This window comes from Aeromonas sp. S19(2024), from assembly GCF_041402625.1.
GTDB lineage: Bacteria > Pseudomonadota > Gammaproteobacteria > Enterobacterales > Aeromonadaceae > Aeromonas > Aeromonas caviae.
Genome location: NZ_JBGLQU010000013.1, coordinates 70,949 through 90,388 on the forward strand (window position 1 = coordinate 70,949; position 19,440 = coordinate 90,388).

Consider the following 19,440-nt stretch of genomic DNA (forward strand, 5'->3'; position numbering starts at 1 on the left):
TTATCCTTGCGCCATGTCCATTTGACCGACCATGCGCATCAGCTCGGCGGTGCGGTTGGCATAGCCCCACTCGTTGTCATACCAGGCGTAGATCTTCACCTGGGTGTCGTTGATCACCATGGTGGAGAGCGCATCGATGGTGCAGGAGCGCGGATCCGTCTTGTAATCCACCGACACCAGCGGGCGCTCTTCATAGCCCATGATCCCCTTGAGCTCGTTCATCGCAGCCGCCTTGAGCAAGCCATTGACCTCGGCTTCGGTAGTGGGGCGGTTCACCTCGAACACGCAGTCGGTGAGGGAGGCGTTGGCGAGCGGCACCCGCACCGCATGACCGTTCAGCTTGCCCTTGAGCTCGGGGAAGATGTGGGTAATAGCTGTGGCAGAACCCGTGGTGGTGGGGATCAGGCTCAGGCCGCAGGCGCGGGCACGGCGCAGGTCGGCATGAGGGGCATCCAGGATGGTCTGGGTGTTGGTGATGTCATGAATGGTGGTCATGGAACCGTGCTTGATGCCCAGTTGTTCGTGGATCACCTTTACCACTGGCGCCAGGCAGTTGGTGGTACAGGAGGCAGCCGTCACGATAGGGTGCAGCGCCTTGTCGTAGAGGTGGTGGTTGACCCCCATGACTACGTTCAGGACACCTTCTTCCTTGACCGGAGCTGTCACCACAACACGCTTCACCCCTTGCTCTAGGTAAGCGTTGAGCAGGGCCTTGGTTTTCATCTTGCCGGAAGCCTCGATCACCACATCACAACCAGACCAGTCAGTCTGACCGATCTCCTTGTTGCGAGTGCAGAGGATGCGATGGTTACCGATCACCATCTCATCCCCCTCGCTGCTGGCTTCATGATGCCAGCGGCCATGGACGGAATCGAAGGTGATGAGGTGTGCCAAGGAGGCGGCATCCCCAGCCGGGTCATTGATACGCACAAACTCTACATCCGCCCAGTCGAAGGCGGCGCGAAATGAGAGACGGCCCATGCGGCCAAAACCGTTGATACCAACTTTGATAGTCATGCTGTTTTCCTTAACCGGCGAATACGTAGTGGGTGTTGAGGTAATTGACGTGAGGGGTCAGGGTCAACGCCTTGGGACGCAACCCTTGCACCAGGGCCTTAACCTTGGCGGGGGCGTAACCCGCCTCCAGCAACAGGATGGCCGCCATCAGCCCGGTACGGCCCGAGCCGCCACGGCAATGAATGGCCAGAGTCTGGCCCGCCGCCAGACGCGCCAGCAGATCCGCTTTGTGGTTGGCAAAGGCGGTGGCAAACGGTGCTTCGGGAGCGCAATCGTCCTCAACCGGCAGCTGGAACCAGGCCAGTCCTAACGCCTCACACTCGGCGGGCAAGGCATCAGCCTTGAATTCGCTAAGCTCGGCATCAGGCATCATGGTGACCACCGCATCAGCCCCAGCCTCTTGCAGGGTCTTGAGGGACGCTTGCAAGGAAGCCTCCTTGGTGCCAGGGCAGGGAGTGAAGATAAGGCGGGCGCCATTATCCAGGTTCAGGATGTCAAACGGGTGCATGATAAACAGCGACTCCATGTCTCATTGAGAACGTTAGGTGGGTGAAGAGTGGTTGATGGTTCGCATCGCTTGTTGCAGCGAGATGCGATCCAGTTTGTTCAGCGGCAGGCTCAGGAAGATCCTCAGCCGGTTGCCGATTTCGTGATAAACCTTGTTGAACGCAGCCCATTGTTCAACATCGCTTCCTATTACAGCTGCCGGGTCACTAAAGCCCCAGTGGCCGGTGATGGGCTGACCCGGCCATGCAGGGCACTGCTCTCCTGCCGCCTGATCACAGACCGTCAGGATAAAATCCATCTTGGGGGCATCAGGATGGGCAAACTCTTCCCACCCCTTACTGCGCAGATTGCTGGTGTCCAGATTGTGTTGCGCCAACAGTTCCAGGGTCATCGGGTGGATTTCCCCTTTCGGAGAGACGCCAGCACTAAAGGCCTTGAAGTTGCCCTGACCGAGCCGGTTGAGCAGCGCCTCAGCCATGATGCTGCGGGCAGAATTACCAGTGCAAAGGAAGAGCACATTGAACGAACGTTGCATCTCACATCTCCTTGTGGATGGGGTGACATAAATCTTGCAGCGCTTTCACGCCCACCGGTTCGACAGCTTGCAAGGGCACCACGGCATAACGCTTCGCATGCTCCTGCTTGACCGCTTCGATATGGGGCTGCTGACGATACGCTCGCTGGGCCAGCAGTGGCGAAGTGACACTGGCCGGAGCCAGCATGTGATTGACCACCCAGGCCCAGGGCTCGATACCGGCGCGGCGCAAGTCGGCTTGCAGGTTGGCCGCCTCCTGTACCGGAGTGGGTTCGGGCAGGGTGACGATCATCACCTTGGTCTGTTTCGGGTCTTGCAGTTGCATCATGGGGGTGGTGAAGTGCATCCCTTTGCCCCCCATCTGACGGGCGATCTCTCGGTGATAGGCACCGGTCGCATCGAGCAGCAGCAGAGTATGGCCAGTTGGTGCCGTATCCATCACCACGAAGCGCTTGCCCGCCTCTCGAATGATGCGCGAGAAGGCCTGAAACACGGCGATCTCTTCGGTACAGGGGGATCGCAAATCTTCTTCCAGCAGGGCACGGCCCTGGGCATCCAGACTCGCCCCCTTGGTGGCCAGTACCTGAGCACGGTAACGTTCGGTCTCTGCGTGGGGATCGATACGACTGACCTCCAGGCTAGGCAAGGCTCCTGCCAGGGTTTCTCCCAGATGGGCTGCGGGATCTGATGTGGTCAGGTGAACCGGCAGCCCCCGGCTGGCAAGCTCTACCGCCACGGCCGCCGCCAAGGTGGTTTTACCCACACCACCCTTGCCCATCAGCATGATGAGCCCATGACCATCAGTAGCAAGCTCATCGACCAGTTGCTTCAAACCAGGATGTGGTTCAGTGGTTGCGCTCTCAACCTCATCAGTCCCAGTGACCGTTGCTGCACCCAGTAACTGGCGCAGACTATCGACCCCAACCAGATTGGTCGCCAGCAGCGGCACTCTGTCTTGTGGCAAACTTGCCAGCAGCGCTGGCATATCAGCCATAGCCTGCTGCTCACGTTGCCATACGGCAGTTGCCAAGGGGTCATCAACTAGCTCGCTTTGCGGGAAGATGCCATTGATGACCAACTGCTGATTGGCAAGACCGATGGTAGCCAGTTCGTCATGGGTACGCGCCACCTCCCGCAAGGTTGAGGCTTGCGCTCGAGCGACCAGGATCAGCCGAGTTTTCCCCGCATCAGAGAGGGCTGCCACGGCCTCTGCATATTGGCTGCGCTGTTTTTCCAGCCCCGCCAGCGGCCCCAGACAAGAAGCATCGCCCTTGCCCTGCTCCAGAAACTCGCTCCATGCCCCTGGCAATTGCAACAGACGGATGGTGTGGCCGGTCGGTGCCGTATCGAACACGATGTGGTCGTATTCCCCCACCAGGCTGCTGTCGGTCAAGAGCGCAGTGAACTCGTCAAAGGCGGCGATTTCTGTGGTGCAAGCACCGGAGAGCTGTTCTTCAATACTGCGAACCACGCTCTCGGGCAACTTGCCGCGCACCGGGCCAACGATACGTTCGCGATAAGCTTGCGCAGCAGCTTGCGGGTCAATTTCCAGTGCTGATAACCCATCGACTTGAGGGATCTTGGTGATCTGGTTCCCTATCTGGGTGTCGAACACCTGGCCTACGTTTGATGCCGGATCCGTGCTGACCAGAAGTACCCGTTTGCCACTGTCACACAAGGCAACCGCACTGGCGCAGGCCAGCGATGTTTTACCCACCCCACCTTTACCGGTGAAGAAGAGAAATGGGGGCGCATCATTGAGAAACGAGTAGTTCAGAAACGGGGACATGAGAAACTCCTATCAGGAAGAACGAGGCAATTGACCGAACAGAGAGCTTGCCAGCAAGGCGATGACGCTTAGCAGCAACCACTGCTACCGGAGCAGCATCCACTCTTGACGATCCCTTTGATGGCAACGGCTTTGCTGGACTCTGCTTCTGGCTGTTCAACTTCAGCACCATCGCTTGCTGGTGCTTTTGGCAACTCCAGCCCTGCATAGCGGATCAGTTCAGCGCGGCTGGGATAGCGACCGGTGAGCACCACCTGACCATCAACCAACGTCACCGGTAATCCTTCTTCCCCAGTCAGTTCCAGGAAGGAAGCCACTGCCGGAGTTTCAGCGAAGACCAGGGGCTGCTGTGCCAGGTTGAATCGATATAGAGAGCCACCCTGTTGCTTGAGCCATTCGGCATCACCGGCAAAGGTCACCAGATTTTGGTCAACCTCTGCGCCACATACCCCGCTGGAACAGCACAGGGCCGGGTCGAATACTTGTATCAGTCTCATGATCTACTCCTCATTGCTGCAAGGCTGCGCAGGCAATACATGGGGCGAGCAACCGGATTCGGCCCTCATCACCCCGCAGGCTTCCGGATGACCGGCGCAGCACTCCTCGGTGAGATAGCCGATAAGGCTCAGCATCAGGGGAATGTTGGCGCGATAGCGCAAAAAGCGCCCCTCCTGCTCCACCGAGAGCAGACCCGCGTGCAGCATGGCTTTCAGGTGAAACGAGAGGGTGTTGGGGGCTATGTCGAGCTCGCTGGCCAGCTGGCCGGCGACCTGACCTTCCAACCCGGCCTTGACCAGCAGACGCCACACATCGAGGCGAATGCCAGATGCGAGGGACTCGAATACCTTGGTGGCGATCTCTTTGTTCATGGAATTTCCCCTTCATTCACTTCATGATTTCAACTATACAAGAATTATTGAATTGATCAACATGACCAGAGCCTATCGTCGATCTCCTCACTCCTTCTTGTCGTTCACACAGCACTCCTCGCGGAAAAACGCGATGATCTCTTCCAGCACCTCGTATTGAGAGACGCACAGCAGGGTGCGGCTCTCCCGGTTCTGCTTGACCAGCCCGACCGAAACCAGGGCCGCAATATGATGGCTCAGGGTCGAGGCGGGAATGGCGAGCTGCTTTTGCAAGTCTCCAACGGGCAGGCCTTGCTCCCCGGCCTTGACCAGGTGCTTGAAAATGAACAAGCGAGTCGGATGACCCAACTCTTTCAATGCTTTGGCGACCGCTTCCAACTCCATGATCCAACCCTCTTCATGTATGACATTTCGATAATACCAGAAATATCTTGACCACCCACACAATTCGATTATTTTAGAAATATAGTAAAACCCAAGAGGATATGAAGATGAATGACTGGTTAACCATGCTGACGGATGCATCTCGGATGTTTTTGTTCCTGGCTTTCGAGCTTTCTGTGCTGTTTCTGGTGATTAGTGCTGGGGTCAGTTTGATCCGCCAGAAGATCCCCGATACCAAGATCCAGGCCATGCTGGGGGCTAGAAAAGGCAGAGGTTATTTGATTTCGGCTGTACTGGGTGCCCTGACCCCCTTTTGCAGTTGCTCGACCATCCCCATGCTGCGCGGACTCTTGTCTGCCAAAGCCGGTTTCGGGCCAACCCTGACCTTTCTGTTCGTCTCGCCGCTGCTCAATCCGATCATCGTCGGCCTGATGTGGGTCACCTTCGGCTGGAAAGTGACGGTACTGTATGCCGTGATTGCAGCAGGCGTTTCCGTGCTGGCGAGTATGCTGCTGGACATGCTGGGATTCGAGCGTCATGTCATTGACCCCAAAGAGGCCAAACAAAGCAGCTGTGGCACCGGTTGTGGTACCACGATAAGTGAAGCTGTCAGTGTAAGCGCAACCCCTTGCGGCTCAAGCAATGGTATCAAGTCCGTCAAACCGCTAATGGCCCAGACATCCTGCTGTACCGCACAACCCGATGAGGCAGCGCCAACTATCTCTTGCTGCGCAGATGGCACTGCGGCACTGACTCAGGCTCCCGTCATTCCCACTGCCTTCGCCAAGGCGCGTATCGATGCCTGGCAACAATTCAAAGATGTACTGCCTTACTTGTTGCTGGGGGTGCTGATAGGGTCATTTATCTATGGTTTTATCCCCGCCGAGTGGATAGCGGCCCACGCGGGGGCTGACAACCCGTTGGCCATTCCATTCAGCGCAGTGGTGGGCATTCCGCTCTATATCCGGGCAGAGGCCGTGATCCCTCTTGCCTCGGTGCTGCTGGGCAAAGGAATGGGCATGGGGGCGGTGATGGCACTGATTATCGGTAGTGCGGGGGCCAGCCTGACCGAGGTGATCCTGCTCAAGGCGATGTTCAGAACACCTATGATTGTGGCGTTCCTGACCGTAATACTGGGGATGGCCGTCATGATGGGCTACCTGACCCAACTGCTGTTTGCATAAATGACAAAGGGCCTTCTGTTTCAGAAGGCCCTTTTATACAGAAAATGTTCACCAATGCTCAATGATTACTCCCCCCGAAACAGCGGTACCCTTCTCCGCGCCTCTTTGTCTCATTTTTAGCCAGATAAGCTGCCCGCACAAGCATCTTCTTGAGTGACTCGATATCATTCCGTTCAATGAGATACTCAGCATTCTCGGGGAAATGCACCAATCCCATTTTTTTACAATCTTGCAGAGAGATATTTTCATCACTCACAGCGCTGTGCCACGCTACTCTTACTTTATTAGCAAGGTTCATTCTTTCAGATTCATAATTACCTAATTTGTAGTAAGCAGCCCTATTTAAAAAAAACATCATGTGATAGTGAGGACAGGGAGCACCGGCTGTTTGCTCCTTAGCCCAAACGTATCTAATATCAGTCGAATGAACCCTTTTGCCTTCATAACGTCGTTCTGACTCATCGCACTCAATGAGCCGTTTAAGCCTAGAGAAGAACTCTTTAATTATCCTTGAGCCCGCCTCAGGTTTTAATGCTAAATACATTCCAAAAGCAGGGTCTTGTTGAAAACGGAGATCAACTCGAAAAGCAAACACTCTGGGGTAATGCTTAAGAGCTCTCTCCGATACAGAGAGGATTTTCTCTAAATTATCCACATTAAAGCTATAGTTTCGACCTTCGTAGAACTGCTGAGCAAGCAGGACATACTCTTCTATAGAAATAGACATTTGAACTCTCCCAATAGATTTTTGATAGACATTGAAGGTTTAAATCGTGATGGATGTATTTTGCGGATATTGCCGTAGTATGTTTCAAACACGGTCTATTAACTGGTGTAATCACCAGAATAGTTTGTGTATAGATGCAATTAACATTTTCTTTGAATACGGAATAGAGCAATTAAACTACCATGATAAACGATGGCTATTGCTTAGCATGGTTAAAGCAGGCAGATTCATAGGCTTTCAATATACCACCAATGAAGATGTCATTGGGTTTAAATATACACATTCATTCAACTTAAAACATATATTACTATTACCTACACAAATGCATTGAATATCAAACCAGCTTGAAAACTCTTATCCCAGATAGGACAAGACTTGTAGCATGAGCAACAAGCTAATTTGTTCAAATTATTATTCAGAAATTAGCCCTAGCGAAGATTTATTTTCTCTTCAATCCATGACTCTATTTCAGAGCTAACCCAAGCAACAGATCTTGGGCCGATCTTGACTGATGCGGGAAATTTACCGTCATTCATCTGACGGTAAACAGATGCCTTAGAGAGTGATGTCATTGCCATGACATCTTTCAACTTAAGTAGTTTCATGATGAGCTCCTTTTGTCGTCCATAGGACGTGGTGCTCGTTTAAAAAACTAAGTAATGCTCTTCAGAATGTCGTAGAAACTGAGGTATGTCACCAGAGAAAGAACAAGCGTACTCCTTACGATTCTTCGCCGCAGCTAACAAGTTGTAAGACTTGAGTATCACATCTATCCAACTTCTACGTTAAATTGACCCAGCTAGTGATTATGGTATTTAAAATGGCATCCTCACTAAATGCTGGGAAAAATCTAACGACGACTTCTATCACAGCTTAGGTGAGCGAGGCCACATGAACTAAGCATCCACATACACTAAACTGCGTGATGCAAAGCAAATAATTGACAGAAAGCGGTTTAAAAACACTCAAAAATCATTCATAAATTGACATTCATACATCACAAAAAACTCACCAAATGACTAAGTCATAAGCCCAAAACGAAGGATGTTTATATGCCAGAGATCGAAGGTTCAATTAATTTAGACCGGAGAGGGATTAGGTTTATATCCAAAGCACTAGACTTATCTATTAGCCCAACAAGCGAGAAATCTATTGCCTTGGATATGATTAATAAAAAGAAACAACATGTTTTGCATAGACTCTCATTCAATAGCCTTGGTTTAAATCACGACAGCAATATTGACGAAGCACGGGTTATTAATTGGGTTAATAATGAGTGTATAGACATTTCTCTGTTTGATTGGATTGACACTAAAAATAATAGACTGTGTATCTACGTTTGGTCTTATATTAGACTGTTAAACGAATCATCATTTAATAAAATTTTAGGCGCTCCATTGCTTAATAAAAGCGACATACTTAACACAAAAGCGTATTCTTTAGGTAGACAATGTTTTTACGAAAGCATGAACATAGAGCTACTACCAAAAGATAATAAAACAAGAAAAGACAACATCATTGATTTTTTTGATTTGATTAATATTTATGCCTTACAAAAAAAAGAACTACTGGCCCAACTTAAATTAAAATGGATACATAGCACAGAAAAAAATGACATTTTTAACTGGGCAAATAAAAACAATCAACAATGGGCGTGGAGTTATTTATTTAAAGACAGCAACCCTATATGGTTTATCAATGACAACCAACCAGACAACTACTTAAACGGAATTATTACGACGTTCGATCTGCTGAACGACGATCCGGATAAAAGAGAGCTGATAATATCAAAAATGAAGTCTGCCTGGTCTCAAAAAGCATATCGTGATAAAAACAATGGTAAAAAAGCAGTAAGTATTGTGCTATCCGAAGATATTATTAAAAAACTAGACTTTGTTTGTGAAAACACAGATAGAAGAAAAAATGAGGTAGTCACAAGGCTGATTAGAGAAGAATATGACAAAATAAAAAAAGGCGGACACTAGTCCGCCTTTTTATTTTACTTTTCTTATAAACTCAATAACATTTCCATGAGGGTTAGTTTTTTGTGGCTCATTGACTACTTCAAGTTCAACCAACTCGCCCCAGCGTTGCCATAGCATTTTTTTCTTATCATCATGTCGCGAACGATGATAGGTTCTAACCAATTTATTGAGTGGGAGATGATTCAGACATAATTCAATCACTCTCTCTTCTGCATCTAATCTCTCAGCCCAATTTGTTGCAGCACTACGCCGTAAATCATGTACGGTAAATGGCTCCATATCAGATAATGAACGAGAAATGAAACGCCTTAAAGCTCTGGTTATCGAGTCAACTAAAATTGGCTCAATTACGTCACTTTTGGGTCTGTCTGATTCAAAAACAAAGTCACCGTTTACATATAGTGCCTGTTCCTCAATCAACGCTTTCGCCTGTCGAGATAAGAATACCGAATGTGGCTTCCCATTCTTAGTATCAGGGATCGTCCAGATATCGTCTTTAATATGTGAAAAACGCATATTAGCGACTTCACCTCTACGACATCCGGTTAGTATCAATAACTTAATCGCATTCGCTGCAGGTAAAGAAATAGTTGCATGTCGAGAAACGCCACGCCCTCCAGTCGCCAAGCTACCACCACTTCCAAGATCCTCATCAATCGCCTTCCATAGCCTGCGCAATTCGGGGACTGTCAGCCATCTCTCTCTTGGCGAACCGGCACTGGCACCAAAATCCTTGGGTCGCAACAGTCTCGCAGGGTTGGCTTCGATCAGGCAGTGAACCACCGCATAATCCAGCATCTGGTTCAGCGTTCCCAACCCCTTACGGGTTTCATCTTTTGTTGCACGCCGTGTTATCTCTAACGCTTGCGCCAAGTGGGCGCGTGTAAGATCGATTAAGCGAATATTGCCCAGGGTCTTCTTGAGATGACGATTCCAACGCTCCTGATGGCATTGGAGAGTCTTTGGTTTGACGGCCTGGGCAACACGCTGTGCTTCAAGCCATCGCCCAAGTAACTCATCCATCGTCAGGGCGGTTTCATTTTTAGCCTTTTCGCTAGCAACATGCTTGCGTGGATCTATCCCTTTCTTTACCAAGGCAGCCAACTCTGCATGCTCAAGCCTGGCTCGCGCCAACGACAACGCAGGGTAATTACCCAGAACAACTGTCGCCTGAGTACCAGCAATCCGATAACGATAGACAAACCGCTTGCTCTTCCCAGCCCTAACCTCAATAGCTAATCCACCGCCATGGGGAGATTTCACCGCATAGCGAGTAATCGAAGCCTCCCCTTGCAAAATCAATGAGGGGATCTCTCGATCCTGCGTTACCGGTTTTCTTGCCATAGCATTCTCTCCCCCCTGTTTGGGGTACCACTTGGGGTACCACAGCAAACATGATATAGGGTGAGACTTCATGAAACTAGCTGAAACCCACAACAAGAAAAATAAACATTAAAAACAATATGTTACCATCAGAAGTTCAACTTTATAAAACCTTCTGAAACACTACCTACCTTGGCTCCTAAGGGACAGGCCACTGGTTCGACTCCAGTCGGGAACACCATACACAGCAAGGGGCTGGCATCGTCATGATGCCAGCCCCTTGTGCGTTTCTGCGCCATTTCCCCCCTCATCCCGGGCGCCACATGGCGGGCCTCGGGGAGCGACAACCCTCGCCACGGCCTGTGCGCCATGCCCGCCAGATCAGGCAGGCATCAGCTCGGGGACGAGGTCAGGTCCCCTCAATCCCATCTAGCGCTCTCCGAATGACTCGCTCAGGGTCTTGCGCAGGGGCTTGAGCAGGTAGTCCATCACGGTACGATCACCGGTGCGGATATCCACCTGGGCCGTCATCCCCGGCAACACGTCGATCTCCCTGCCCGTCGTGGAGGTCACGGGGTAGCTGGCAGGCTTGATCCGCACGCGATAATAGATGTCCATGCCGCGACTGGTCTCTTCCTTGAGGCTGTCAGCACTGACATAGGCCACCTCCCCCTTCACGCCGCCAAAGATGGTGTAGTCAAAGGTGTCGAAACGGATCGTCGCTTCCAGACCCGGCACCACACGGGCAATGTCCGCGGTGCTCACCTTGGCCTCAATCATCAGATCGTCGTCGACCGGGATGATCTGCATCAGCTCCTCCCCGGCCCTGAGCACACCGCCCACCGTGGTGACCCGGATGTTCTTGACGATGCCAGGCACCATGGCGGTAAACATGCTGTCCTGCTGCTCCTGCTTGCGCAGGGTCAGGGTCTGCGCGCCCTGCGCCATGTCATCCTCCGCCTTGGCCAGCTCCAGTCTGGCCTCCTCAAGGAACTGGTTGCGCCGGTTCACCAGCCGGGCCTCGGCCTCGTTGAGCCCACGCTGCACCCGCAGCAGCTCGGAGCCGCTGGCATCGCCATCAGCATAGAGCTGCTCCACCAGACGCAGCTCCTTCTGGGCCAGTGACACCGCCACTCGCATGGTTCTCAGCTCTTCCCTGAGGCCGGTCTGGCGCTGCTTGAACAGCGCCTCCTCGACACGGGCCGTCTCGGGAGAGCGTGCCAGCAGGTCAGGTGAGAAGGTGAGTCGCGGTTCACCGATGACTTCCGCCCGCAGCCGGGTGGCCCTCGCCTCCAGCGCAAACAGGCGGGCCTCCACTTCTCCAACCGACGCCCCCACTCTGGTCTGCTCCAGACGGGCGAGCAACTGACCGGGGGCCACCCTGTCCCCCTCCTTGACCAGCAACTGCTCCAGCACGCCGCCATCCACCGACTGGATGATCTGCACCCGGCTGCTGGCAATGACCTCGCCCGTGGCACGGGCGACTTCGTCCACTCGAAACCATGAGGCCCAGGCAACAAAGATCGCCATCAGGAGCGCCGTCATCCACAACCAGCCCTGACGGCCCCGGTGAGAGTTCTGCAACTTGCGGATCCGAGCCTGGGTACGCGCATCATCGTCTTGCAGGAAACGATCAGACCACATCAAGCATTCCTCCTTTGCCAGGGTGCGAAGATGCCGCCGGTCGGGCGAGCATCTGTGTCAGCACCCGATCCGGCGTGCCATCTTTTACCACCCGCCCCTGTTGCATGGCGATGACCCTCGTCGCCAGCCGGGCGGCCGCCATGGGCCTGTGGGTCGCCACGATCACGATATCCTCGGGCTGTATCGCCCCTTGCAAGGCCGTCCAGACACGCTGCTCGGATTCGCCGTCAAGGGCCGCCGTCGGTTCGTCCAGCAGCCATATCCTGGGCTGGTTGATCAGGACGCGAGCAAGCGCAACCAGCTGCCTCTGGCCGCCAGAGAGCCCCTCTCCTCCCTCGCTGATCACGAGATCCATCCCCTGAGGGCTGGATGCCGCAATGCCGTCGATGCCGAGCTCGCGGGTGATCTGCAGCAGGCGAGAGTCGCTGGTCACGCCGGCCAAGGCCAGATTGCTGCGCAGGGTGCCCTTGAACAGTTGCACGGCTTGCGGCAGATACCCCACCTGGCTGGCCACCAGTTGGGGATCGATTTCCCACAGATCGGCGTCTCCCAGACGGATGCGGCCTTCACTGGGGCAATACAGGCCGGCCAGCATCTTGAGCAGCGTCGACTTGCCACACCCGATCGGCCCGACCAGCAATACCCGCTCACCGGATTTGAACTGCAGGCGCTCGATGTCGAGCTGGCAGATGGGCGATTCGGGATAAGCGAAACGCACGCGCTCCAGGGCCACCTCCCTGGGGAGTTCGTCCGGCAGCAGCAGTTGCTGCTCCGGGCGCCGATCCCGCGACAGGGACAAGACCTGGTGCACCATCTGCAACGCCTGTCTGACTTGCTGCCACTGCGCAAGATACTGGACGCTCTGGGCGATGGGGGCGATCACCCGCCCCCCCAGGATGCTGCACGCGATCATCCCCCCCATCGTCAGGAGGCCAGCCTCGATCTGCCATACCCCGACAACCACGGCGGCCACATAGGCCAGGGTTGACAGGCTGCTGGTGCTGACGCTGGAGAAACTGCTGACCGCCTTCTGCTGGATGTTGTAGCCATCGATGGTCGCCGTCACGTCTTGCCACTCCTGTGCAAAACGCCAGCCGGCATTGTTGGCGCGAATCGTCTCTGCGCCCCGGATCGTGTCGACCAGCAACCCCTGGCGCTCGTTGCTGCGCAGCATCTGCTGTGACAGCAAGGCGCGAAGGCGCCACTGGCTGACATATCCCAGCAGCAATGCCACTGGCAGCAGCAGGGTGTACACCCAGCCCACCGCGCCGCCTATGATGGCGATAAATGCCAGAAACAGGGCGGCAAAGGGCAGATCCACCAGTGCAAACACCACGCCGGCACTGAAGAACTGACGCACGGCATCCAGCCCGCCAACCTGGGCCGCCAGAGTGCCCAGGCTGCGCGGCTGCTGATCCAGGCGCAGATGCAGTACATGCTCGAAGACCTGCTGTGAAACCCGCTTGTCAACGGCACAGGAGAGGCTGTCCAGGATCCTGGCCCGGGTGATCTTCAGCATCCAGTCCAGCAGGATGATCAACCCCATGCCGGTTACCAGGGTGGTCAGGGTCGAATAGGCCAGGGTCGGCACCACACGGTCATAGACCTGCATGGCGAAAATGGACGTGCCGACGGCCAGCAGGTTCACCAGCACGGTGGCCACGATGACTTTCCACAGCCAGCCCCGCTCTCGAAAGAGTTCTCGCCATACCAGGCGAGACGCCAGGTTGCCGGAGAAGACACTGTCGGCATCGGCACGTCTGCTCACCGGTACCCGCAGCCAGACCACCAGGGCATCCAGCAGCTCGCTCTCATCGGCCTCACGGCGCATCCCTGCCCCATCGAGCAGGGTCAGGCGACCCGTGGCATCCCGCTCCGCCAGCACCCACTCCCCCTGGGCACAGACCAGTGCCGGCAAGCGGCGCTGATCAAGACGACGCCAGGCGAGTTGCACGGGTGCAAGGTTCTTCAATCCGGCCTGGATCAGTACCTGCCTCAACCACTGCGCGGGCCCGAGGGTGGCAGTGGCTGGCGCCGCCTGTTCCCACGCCTGTGCCAGTGCATCGCGGTCGAACGGGATCTGTAACGTAGCCAACAAGTGTGTCACCAACGCAGATGACATGCCGTGCGGCGCCTGCTCGGCGGTTTGCCTATCCATGGGGTTGTAACTCCTCACCGTTCAAGGTCACCAGGGGATCCAGCCCCCCTGTCAGGGCAGCCAATTGCAAGGAGTAAATCTCCCAGTCACTCTTTGCCTGGACCAGTTGCAACTGCTGTTCACTGAATTCGCGCTGGATATTCAGCACATCGAGCCAGCTCTTGGTCCCTGCCACATACTGGCGTTGATAGGATCCCAGCACGGCCCCCAACTCCGCCAGCGACTCAGTCTGTACCCGCACCAGCCCGGCCTGCAGCTCACGGCTGCGTTGCAGGCGACGCACGCTGCGCTCCAGCTCGCTGACGGCGTAGGCCAGGTCATCTTCGGCCGCGCTCTGCTGCGCCACCGCCGCGTCTGTCCTGCCACGGGTCGCAAAGCCCATCCCCTCCAGCGTGCCCTCCAGCACCAAACTGACCCGGGTATCATCCCGGTAGGATGGCTGATCGTAATCCTGCTCTGCTTGCAGGTAGAGCGTGGGCATGGAGGCCGTTCTGACCTGCTCCACACTCGCCCTGGCCCGCTCGATCTCCTGCTTCTTGTAACGCACTTCGGCGCTGCCCTGCAGGGCGGCCTGGTGCAATGCCTCGCCCTCGCTGACCAGAAGCAGATCCGGTGTCACCGGTTGTCGGGCCGGCACGGGCGTCTGGGTCAGTGCCAGCAGATCGCTTCTCGCAATGGCCAGCTCCCCTTCGTATCGCTCCACCCTCGCCCTGGCTTGCGCGAGGCGAGTGGCCGCCAGGCGAACATCCGCCGTCGATGCCAGCTGACCCTGCTCCCGGCGGCTGATCTGCTCGAACAGCGACTGATGGGCAGCCAGACTGGCTTGAACCACCTCCAGGCGCTGACGGCTGCCAAGGACATTGGAGTAGGCCACGGCGGTCTGCTCCAGCAACTGGCGCCGCACTCGCAGCAGGTCGACACGCTCGACCTCTGTGTCGGCATCGGCAAACGCAATGCTGTTGTCGATGCGCCCGAATGCCCACAAAGGTTGGCGAGCGCGCAACGTCACCGGCGTGGAGAGGTCCTCTCCGGTCGCAGTATCCCGACTCGATTCTGAATACTGCTGCACCTGGGCAGTCACGCTGGGGTAGCGCTGACTGCGGGCTGCATCGGCAGAGTATTCCCTTGCCTCGATCTGTGCCCGTTTGCCACTCACGGCAGGGTGCTGGCTCAGGGCCGCCTGCAACGCCGCCTGCAAGCCATCGGCCTGTTGTGCATTCGCGGGCAGGGTCAACACGGCCAGGCTCAGGAGCAGCAGGCCATGCCGCCTCAGCCGCGGCAAGCTAGTTACCATGAACATTCTTCGTCGATTTCCTGTTCGTTGTGGGGCAAGGCTGTCTGTGCCACAGGCGGCACCTTGCGCTTCAGCTGCGCCGCCTTTTCCGGCTCGCCCGATAGCGTATATGCCTGCGCCAGATCCTCGCGCCATTGCCCATGCCAGGGGCACTGTTCGTGGGCCTTGTGCATCAGGGCGATACCCTCGGCCAGATAGCCCTTGCGCACATAGACAAGCCCCACCATGAAGGTGGCGGCAGCGTGCTCGGGCAGGTGATGCAGCAACTGCTTGAAGCAGTGCTCGGCTTCGTCCAGCTTCTCTTCCCGGTAGCGCGCCACGCCCGTTTCCAGCAAGCCGGGCACGGGTAGCGCCACCATGTCGTCGATCGGCTGCCATTGGATGCGCCCATTGGTGCCGCGCAGCAGCGGGGCAAGATGGGCCTCGTAACGCGCCCATCTGGCCATGGAGCTCTTGTACAGCGGCTGGCGCACCTGCCAGACGCTGGCTGTTTTCACCGGCCGTTGCAACTCGCTGAAATTGAGGACCTGAGGCTCCCAGGCCACCCCGACGTAATCCAGCATGCGCCGCGCCTCGCGTTCGGGGTCCGCCAGCACATCCTCGTAGCTCACCTCCAGGATCTCCCCGGGGAAGAGCTGGTTCCAGTGGTGCATCAGCAGGTTATGGTCGGCGAGCTGTTCCCCTATCCAGGTCAGGTCATAGGCAAAGCCCATGCCGCCGTGTTTGGCCGCGTAATCGGTAAAGTAGTTGGAGATGGCGATATCGCGGGGATCCCGCCGCACCGAGATGATCCGCGCATGGGGGAAGAGCAGCTTGATGAGACCGATGTTCTCGAAGTTGTGGGGCAGCTTGTCCACCACATGCCGCGCCCCGGGAGCATACTCCTGCAGCTCTTTGAGAAGATTGCCCGTGATGCCAGCGATCACCTTGGCGTCCAGATCGTCCACACAGTCGGGGTAATGTCGGCCGGAACCGACCCGGCGCTCCCACCGTTCAAGGCCCGCAATCACGCCGGGGATGAGCCCCAGCTCGCCCGCACCGTGGACCTGGCTGTGGCCGGCCAGCATCTGCTCGATCAACGTGGTGCCGGAGCGCGGCATGCCCAGCACGAACACCGGCAGCGTCGAGTCATTGCCAATACCCCGGCGATGTTCATAGAGCGATCTGCTGAAGGCATGACGGATGCGTGCGCAAGCTTGCCGGTGCGCCGCCGGGTCATAGCCGAGCAAGGCGCGGCTGGCGCTGTTGGCCTCATCGGCGAGTGCAAAGGCCTTGGCATAGTCCTGGCGTTTCTCCCAGGAGGCCGCCAACTGCAACAGCAGACCGGGTTTCACCAGCCCCTCTGGACCGGGGCGGCGGGCCAGCACCTCCAGATGGTGCAGGGTGGCGTCATCCTCCGGGAAGCGCCGCGCATTGATAAGCGAGGCATATCCGCGCACCGGGTCGAGCTCCTTGACCCGTTCAAACAGCGCCACCGCCTTCTCAATACGTCCCAGTTGCAGGTACAACTGCCCCAGCCCCAGCAAGGCCGGCACCTGCTGCGGATGCGCTTGCAGCACCTGGCTGTAGTGCGCGTCGGCTTCGTCATACTGCTGCTCCTGCGCCTCGACCCCGGCCAGCGCCACCTGTGCTTCGGCCAGCCAGTGGGATCGGGGAGCCCCGTCGAGACGCTCTGACGGCGGCAATGCCTGCGCCTCTTCGAGGGCCTGAGTGGCCATCTCTCTGGCCAACGCCGTCTGCCCCTGGGTCGCAACGGCAACCAGCTTGAGGCGCAATGCCAGCACGGGCTGTTGCTGCTGGCCCGCCAGATGGATGGCCCGCTGCAGCAAGGCAATGGCCTGGGACGAGCGCCCTTGCAGGGTGGCCAACTGCGCCAGTTGCTGGTGCAGGTGCTGCTGCTGCGGGTAATGCCGCAGACCACGGCGCAGCGCATCCTCGGCCTGCGCGTGACGACCACGCTCTGCCAGGCGCCGGGCGTAGCTCCCCAACAAATCGCACCAAGGCACTTCTTCAAGTTCAGACTGCTGCTGATCCAGCCAGGCATCGGCAGCCGCAAAACCTTCATTGGCCAGCCACAAATCCAGGCGCAAACTCCGCAGTTGCTGAGAATGCCAAGCAGCCTGGGCCTCAGGCCAGTGGGCCCGTTCATTGGCCCAAAAGGCTTGCGCCTCGACTAGGGTGTGTTCGGCGCAGGTCAGCTCACCGCGTTGCAAATACAGATGCAGCAGATGCTCGAATACCAGAATGCGCGGCTGCAAGGCCAGGCTTTGCTCATACAGCTGCCGGGCAGTATCAAACTCCTGGCGCTGCACATGGCAAGCAGCCAGACGTGCCAGCAACAGCGAGTGCTCAGGAGCTTCGATAAGGGCAGCGGTCAACAGCGCCAACGCGGCATCCACATCTCCCAGCAACAAATGCACTGCGGCGAGATCGACCCGCGTATCCAGATCGAGCGCCGATACGTCCAGCACAGACAGCGCATGCCGCGCCGCCAAGACATCGCCAAGGTGCGCACAGGCAAGCGCCAGGAGTACATGCTCAGCCAGAGCTTGTGGCGCCGATGAAGAACAGGCTTCGTGCAACAACTCAAATTGCCGCTGTTCGACCAAACGACGCAGCAAAATCAGGGAGTTCATATTGAATGGCACCATAATAACGCTTGGCCCTCGTGGTGAGGGCCAAGGTGAAAAGGGGTAAGGTTTAGCTCAATCAGACCAGCCCTTGAGTCGTGCCAGGGCCGTACATTGTCCCCACGTTAAACCCTTGTCCGCCAAGGAAAGCGCCAGCCCAAGAATCCACCAGCTTGACATTCACCTTAGTGTCTTGCGCAAAGCGAGCGAACCCCCCGGCTCCCGCCGCCTGCGACAAAGGGCCTGCCATGTTACTAGCGATACCGGCAAAATTGTTGGCTGATGATATCCAACTTATGGCAGTAGTGAACCCTTGTACTCGAGTAATCTCCCCGCCTCGACGACCGAGTACAGGCGCGCCATCACCAACAAGAATAATCCGGTCATCTGCACCGAGATTCGCACCTCCCGTCCAAATAGCCCAGTCACCACCCGTGTTCAGGTTAACGCTATTGCTGTCAACTCGAATGTAGATGTCATAGCTAAGAGCGCTGTCGAACACGCGCCCCCCGTTATGGGTTGAACTGTTGCCATTGACCAAATCAAATACTACCTTGACACGCAAATCGCCGGGGGCTGTATCGAAATTCAGTGTCGTTGCATCACTGATGCCTGCATGGGGATTGCCAGCTAGGTCTGTGAGCACACCGCTCCCCATCTGTAAGTTGTAGCTGCTGCCAGCGGCCAGATCCGCGGTCGGGTTGATCGTAACGGTGTTGCCGCTAATGGTGACCTGAGAAACATCAAGGACGTTGATGGTCCGGGTATCTGTGCCATTGCTAATCACTATGTTGCCGCTACCAGCAGACAGGTTTTCATTAAAAGTCAGCACAATATTTGCACCTGACATGACTGCACTAGCATTGTCTGCTGGCGTGCTGCTGACCAACGTAGGCGCAGTAGTGTCCACCAGGTAGCTGGCGTTGTCGGCCACCAGGGAATGGCTCAGGTTCGCATCATTACCCGCGACATCGCTCAGGTTGCCACCGTGAGCCTCCAGGCCATTGGCAACGATCGAGATGCCGTTGGCATCGGTCTGACCCGCCAGAATGGTGTATTGGAACAGCAATGAGGCCGTGCCACTGCCCGAGACATAATTGGCGTAGACGGTGCTGCCCCCGATATTCAGCGCCACACGGGGTGTGCCGCCTGAGGTATCGACCACGGTCGCTTCATTCATGGTCACGGTGACGCTGACCACGTCACCGGCATTCAGGGTGTTGCTCTGCGCACCGCTGGCCCCGGTGATACCCACACTGCTGACAGCTGGGGCCGTGGTGTCCACCAGGTAGCCGGCGTTATCCGCCACCACACCATGAGCCAGATTGGCGGCATTGCCCGCTGCATCACGCAACGTGCCGCCGTTTGCTTGCAGTGCATCGGCATCCAGACTG

General features: G+C 56.2%; 17 protein-coding genes. 2 read left to right on the plus strand and 15 right to left on the minus strand.

From position 1 onward, the window contains the following. The 7 genes from ACB037_RS19045 to ACB037_RS19075 all read right to left on the minus strand — a co-directional run bounded on the left by ACB037_RS19045 (nt 1) and on the right by ACB037_RS19075 (nt 5,101). Nucleotides 1-1,017 carry an ArsJ-associated glyceraldehyde-3-phosphate dehydrogenase gene (locus tag ACB037_RS19045; protein WP_371175750.1) on the minus strand — a complete coding sequence of 339 codons (1,017 nt, stop codon included), beginning with the start codon at nt 1,015-1,017 and terminating at the stop codon, nt 1-3. Between the two features lie 10 nt (nt 1,018-1,027). Next, complete coding sequence (locus tag ACB037_RS19050; RefSeq protein WP_371175751.1) at nt 1,028-1,525, minus strand: tyrosine-protein phosphatase; 498 nt, start codon at nt 1,523-1,525, stop codon at nt 1,028-1,030. Nucleotides 1,526-1,558: 33 nt separating this feature from the next. Next, entirely contained in the window at nt 1,559-2,059 is a 501-nt protein-coding gene (locus tag ACB037_RS19055) for an arsenate reductase ArsC (RefSeq protein WP_371175752.1), read from the minus strand. 1 nt (nt 2,060) lies between these two features. Beyond that, entirely contained in the window at nt 2,061-3,848 is a 1,788-nt protein-coding gene (arsA, locus tag ACB037_RS19060; protein WP_371175753.1) for an arsenical pump-driving ATPase, read from the minus strand. A 68-nt stretch (nt 3,849-3,916) separates the two neighbouring features. Continuing rightward, nucleotides 3,917-4,345, minus strand: a complete 429-nt coding sequence (gene arsD, locus ACB037_RS19065) for an arsenite efflux transporter metallochaperone ArsD (protein ID WP_371175754.1) — start codon at nt 4,343-4,345, stop codon at nt 3,917-3,919. Between the two features lie 3 nt (nt 4,346-4,348). Beyond that, nucleotides 4,349-4,717: an ArsR/SmtB family transcription factor gene (locus ACB037_RS19070; RefSeq protein ID WP_371175755.1), complete on the minus strand. Its 369-nt coding sequence runs from the start codon at nt 4,715-4,717 to the stop codon at nt 4,349-4,351. 87 nt (nt 4,718-4,804) lie between these two features. After that, the gene (locus ACB037_RS19075) at nt 4,805-5,101 is read right to left on the minus strand and encodes an ArsR/SmtB family transcription factor (protein ID WP_371175756.1); all 297 of its coding nucleotides are present in this window, start codon (nt 5,099-5,101) and stop codon (nt 4,805-4,807) included. Between the two features lie 107 nt (nt 5,102-5,208). Between ACB037_RS19075 and ACB037_RS19080 the strand changes: the two genes are divergently transcribed. Continuing rightward, nucleotides 5,209-6,285 carry a permease gene (locus ACB037_RS19080; RefSeq protein ID WP_371175757.1) on the plus strand — a complete coding sequence of 359 codons (1,077 nt, stop codon included), beginning with the start codon at nt 5,209-5,211 and terminating at the stop codon, nt 6,283-6,285. A 58-nt stretch (nt 6,286-6,343) separates the two neighbouring features. Here the strand turns inward: ACB037_RS19080 and ACB037_RS19085 are convergent, their stop codons facing one another. Then, nucleotides 6,344-7,012, minus strand: a complete 669-nt coding sequence (locus tag ACB037_RS19085) for an inovirus Gp2 family protein (RefSeq protein ID WP_371175758.1) — start codon at nt 7,010-7,012, stop codon at nt 6,344-6,346. 428 nt (nt 7,013-7,440) lie between these two features. Next, the gene (locus ACB037_RS19090; RefSeq protein ID WP_013724060.1) at nt 7,441-7,617 is read right to left on the minus strand and encodes an AlpA family transcriptional regulator; all 177 of its coding nucleotides are present in this window, start codon (nt 7,615-7,617) and stop codon (nt 7,441-7,443) included. Between the two features lie 447 nt (nt 7,618-8,064). Here ACB037_RS19090 and ACB037_RS19095 point away from each other — a divergent pair, with 447 nt between their 5' ends. Then, nucleotides 8,065-8,997 carry a hypothetical protein gene (locus tag ACB037_RS19095; RefSeq protein ID WP_182859670.1) on the plus strand — a complete coding sequence of 311 codons (933 nt, stop codon included), beginning with the start codon at nt 8,065-8,067 and terminating at the stop codon, nt 8,995-8,997. A 9-nt stretch (nt 8,998-9,006) separates the two neighbouring features. On the opposite strand, the gene ACB037_RS19100 is transcribed toward ACB037_RS19095, so the two are convergent. The 6 genes from ACB037_RS19100 to ACB037_RS19125 form a co-directional block, all read right to left on the minus strand. Beyond that, nucleotides 9,007-10,341, minus strand: a complete 1,335-nt coding sequence (locus ACB037_RS19100) for a site-specific integrase (RefSeq protein WP_182859671.1) — start codon at nt 10,339-10,341, stop codon at nt 9,007-9,009. Between the two features lie 408 nt (nt 10,342-10,749). Next, nucleotides 10,750-11,964: an HlyD family efflux transporter periplasmic adaptor subunit gene (locus tag ACB037_RS19105; RefSeq protein WP_052688010.1), complete on the minus strand. Its 1,215-nt coding sequence runs from the start codon at nt 11,962-11,964 to the stop codon at nt 10,750-10,752. Then, nucleotides 11,954-14,062, minus strand: coding sequence for an ATP-binding cassette domain-containing protein (locus tag ACB037_RS19110; RefSeq protein ID WP_371175759.1), 2,109 nt, complete (start codon nt 14,060-14,062; stop codon nt 11,954-11,956). Before ACB037_RS19110 ends, ACB037_RS19105 begins: the two co-directional genes overlap by 11 nt. Before the next feature lie 52 nt (nt 14,063-14,114). After that, nucleotides 14,115-15,422 carry a TolC family protein gene (locus ACB037_RS19115; RefSeq protein WP_371175760.1) on the minus strand — a complete coding sequence of 436 codons (1,308 nt, stop codon included), beginning with the start codon at nt 15,420-15,422 and terminating at the stop codon, nt 14,115-14,117. Continuing rightward, entirely contained in the window at nt 15,410-18,052 is a 2,643-nt protein-coding gene (locus tag ACB037_RS19120) for a sulfotransferase (RefSeq protein ID WP_371175761.1), read from the minus strand. Before ACB037_RS19120 ends, ACB037_RS19115 begins: the two co-directional genes overlap by 13 nt. 73 nt (nt 18,053-18,125) lie before the next feature. Next, nucleotides 18,126-19,440, minus strand: a 1,315-nt coding sequence (locus ACB037_RS19125) for an Ig-like domain-containing protein (protein ID WP_371175762.1), incomplete at its 5' end; no start/stop codon positions are given.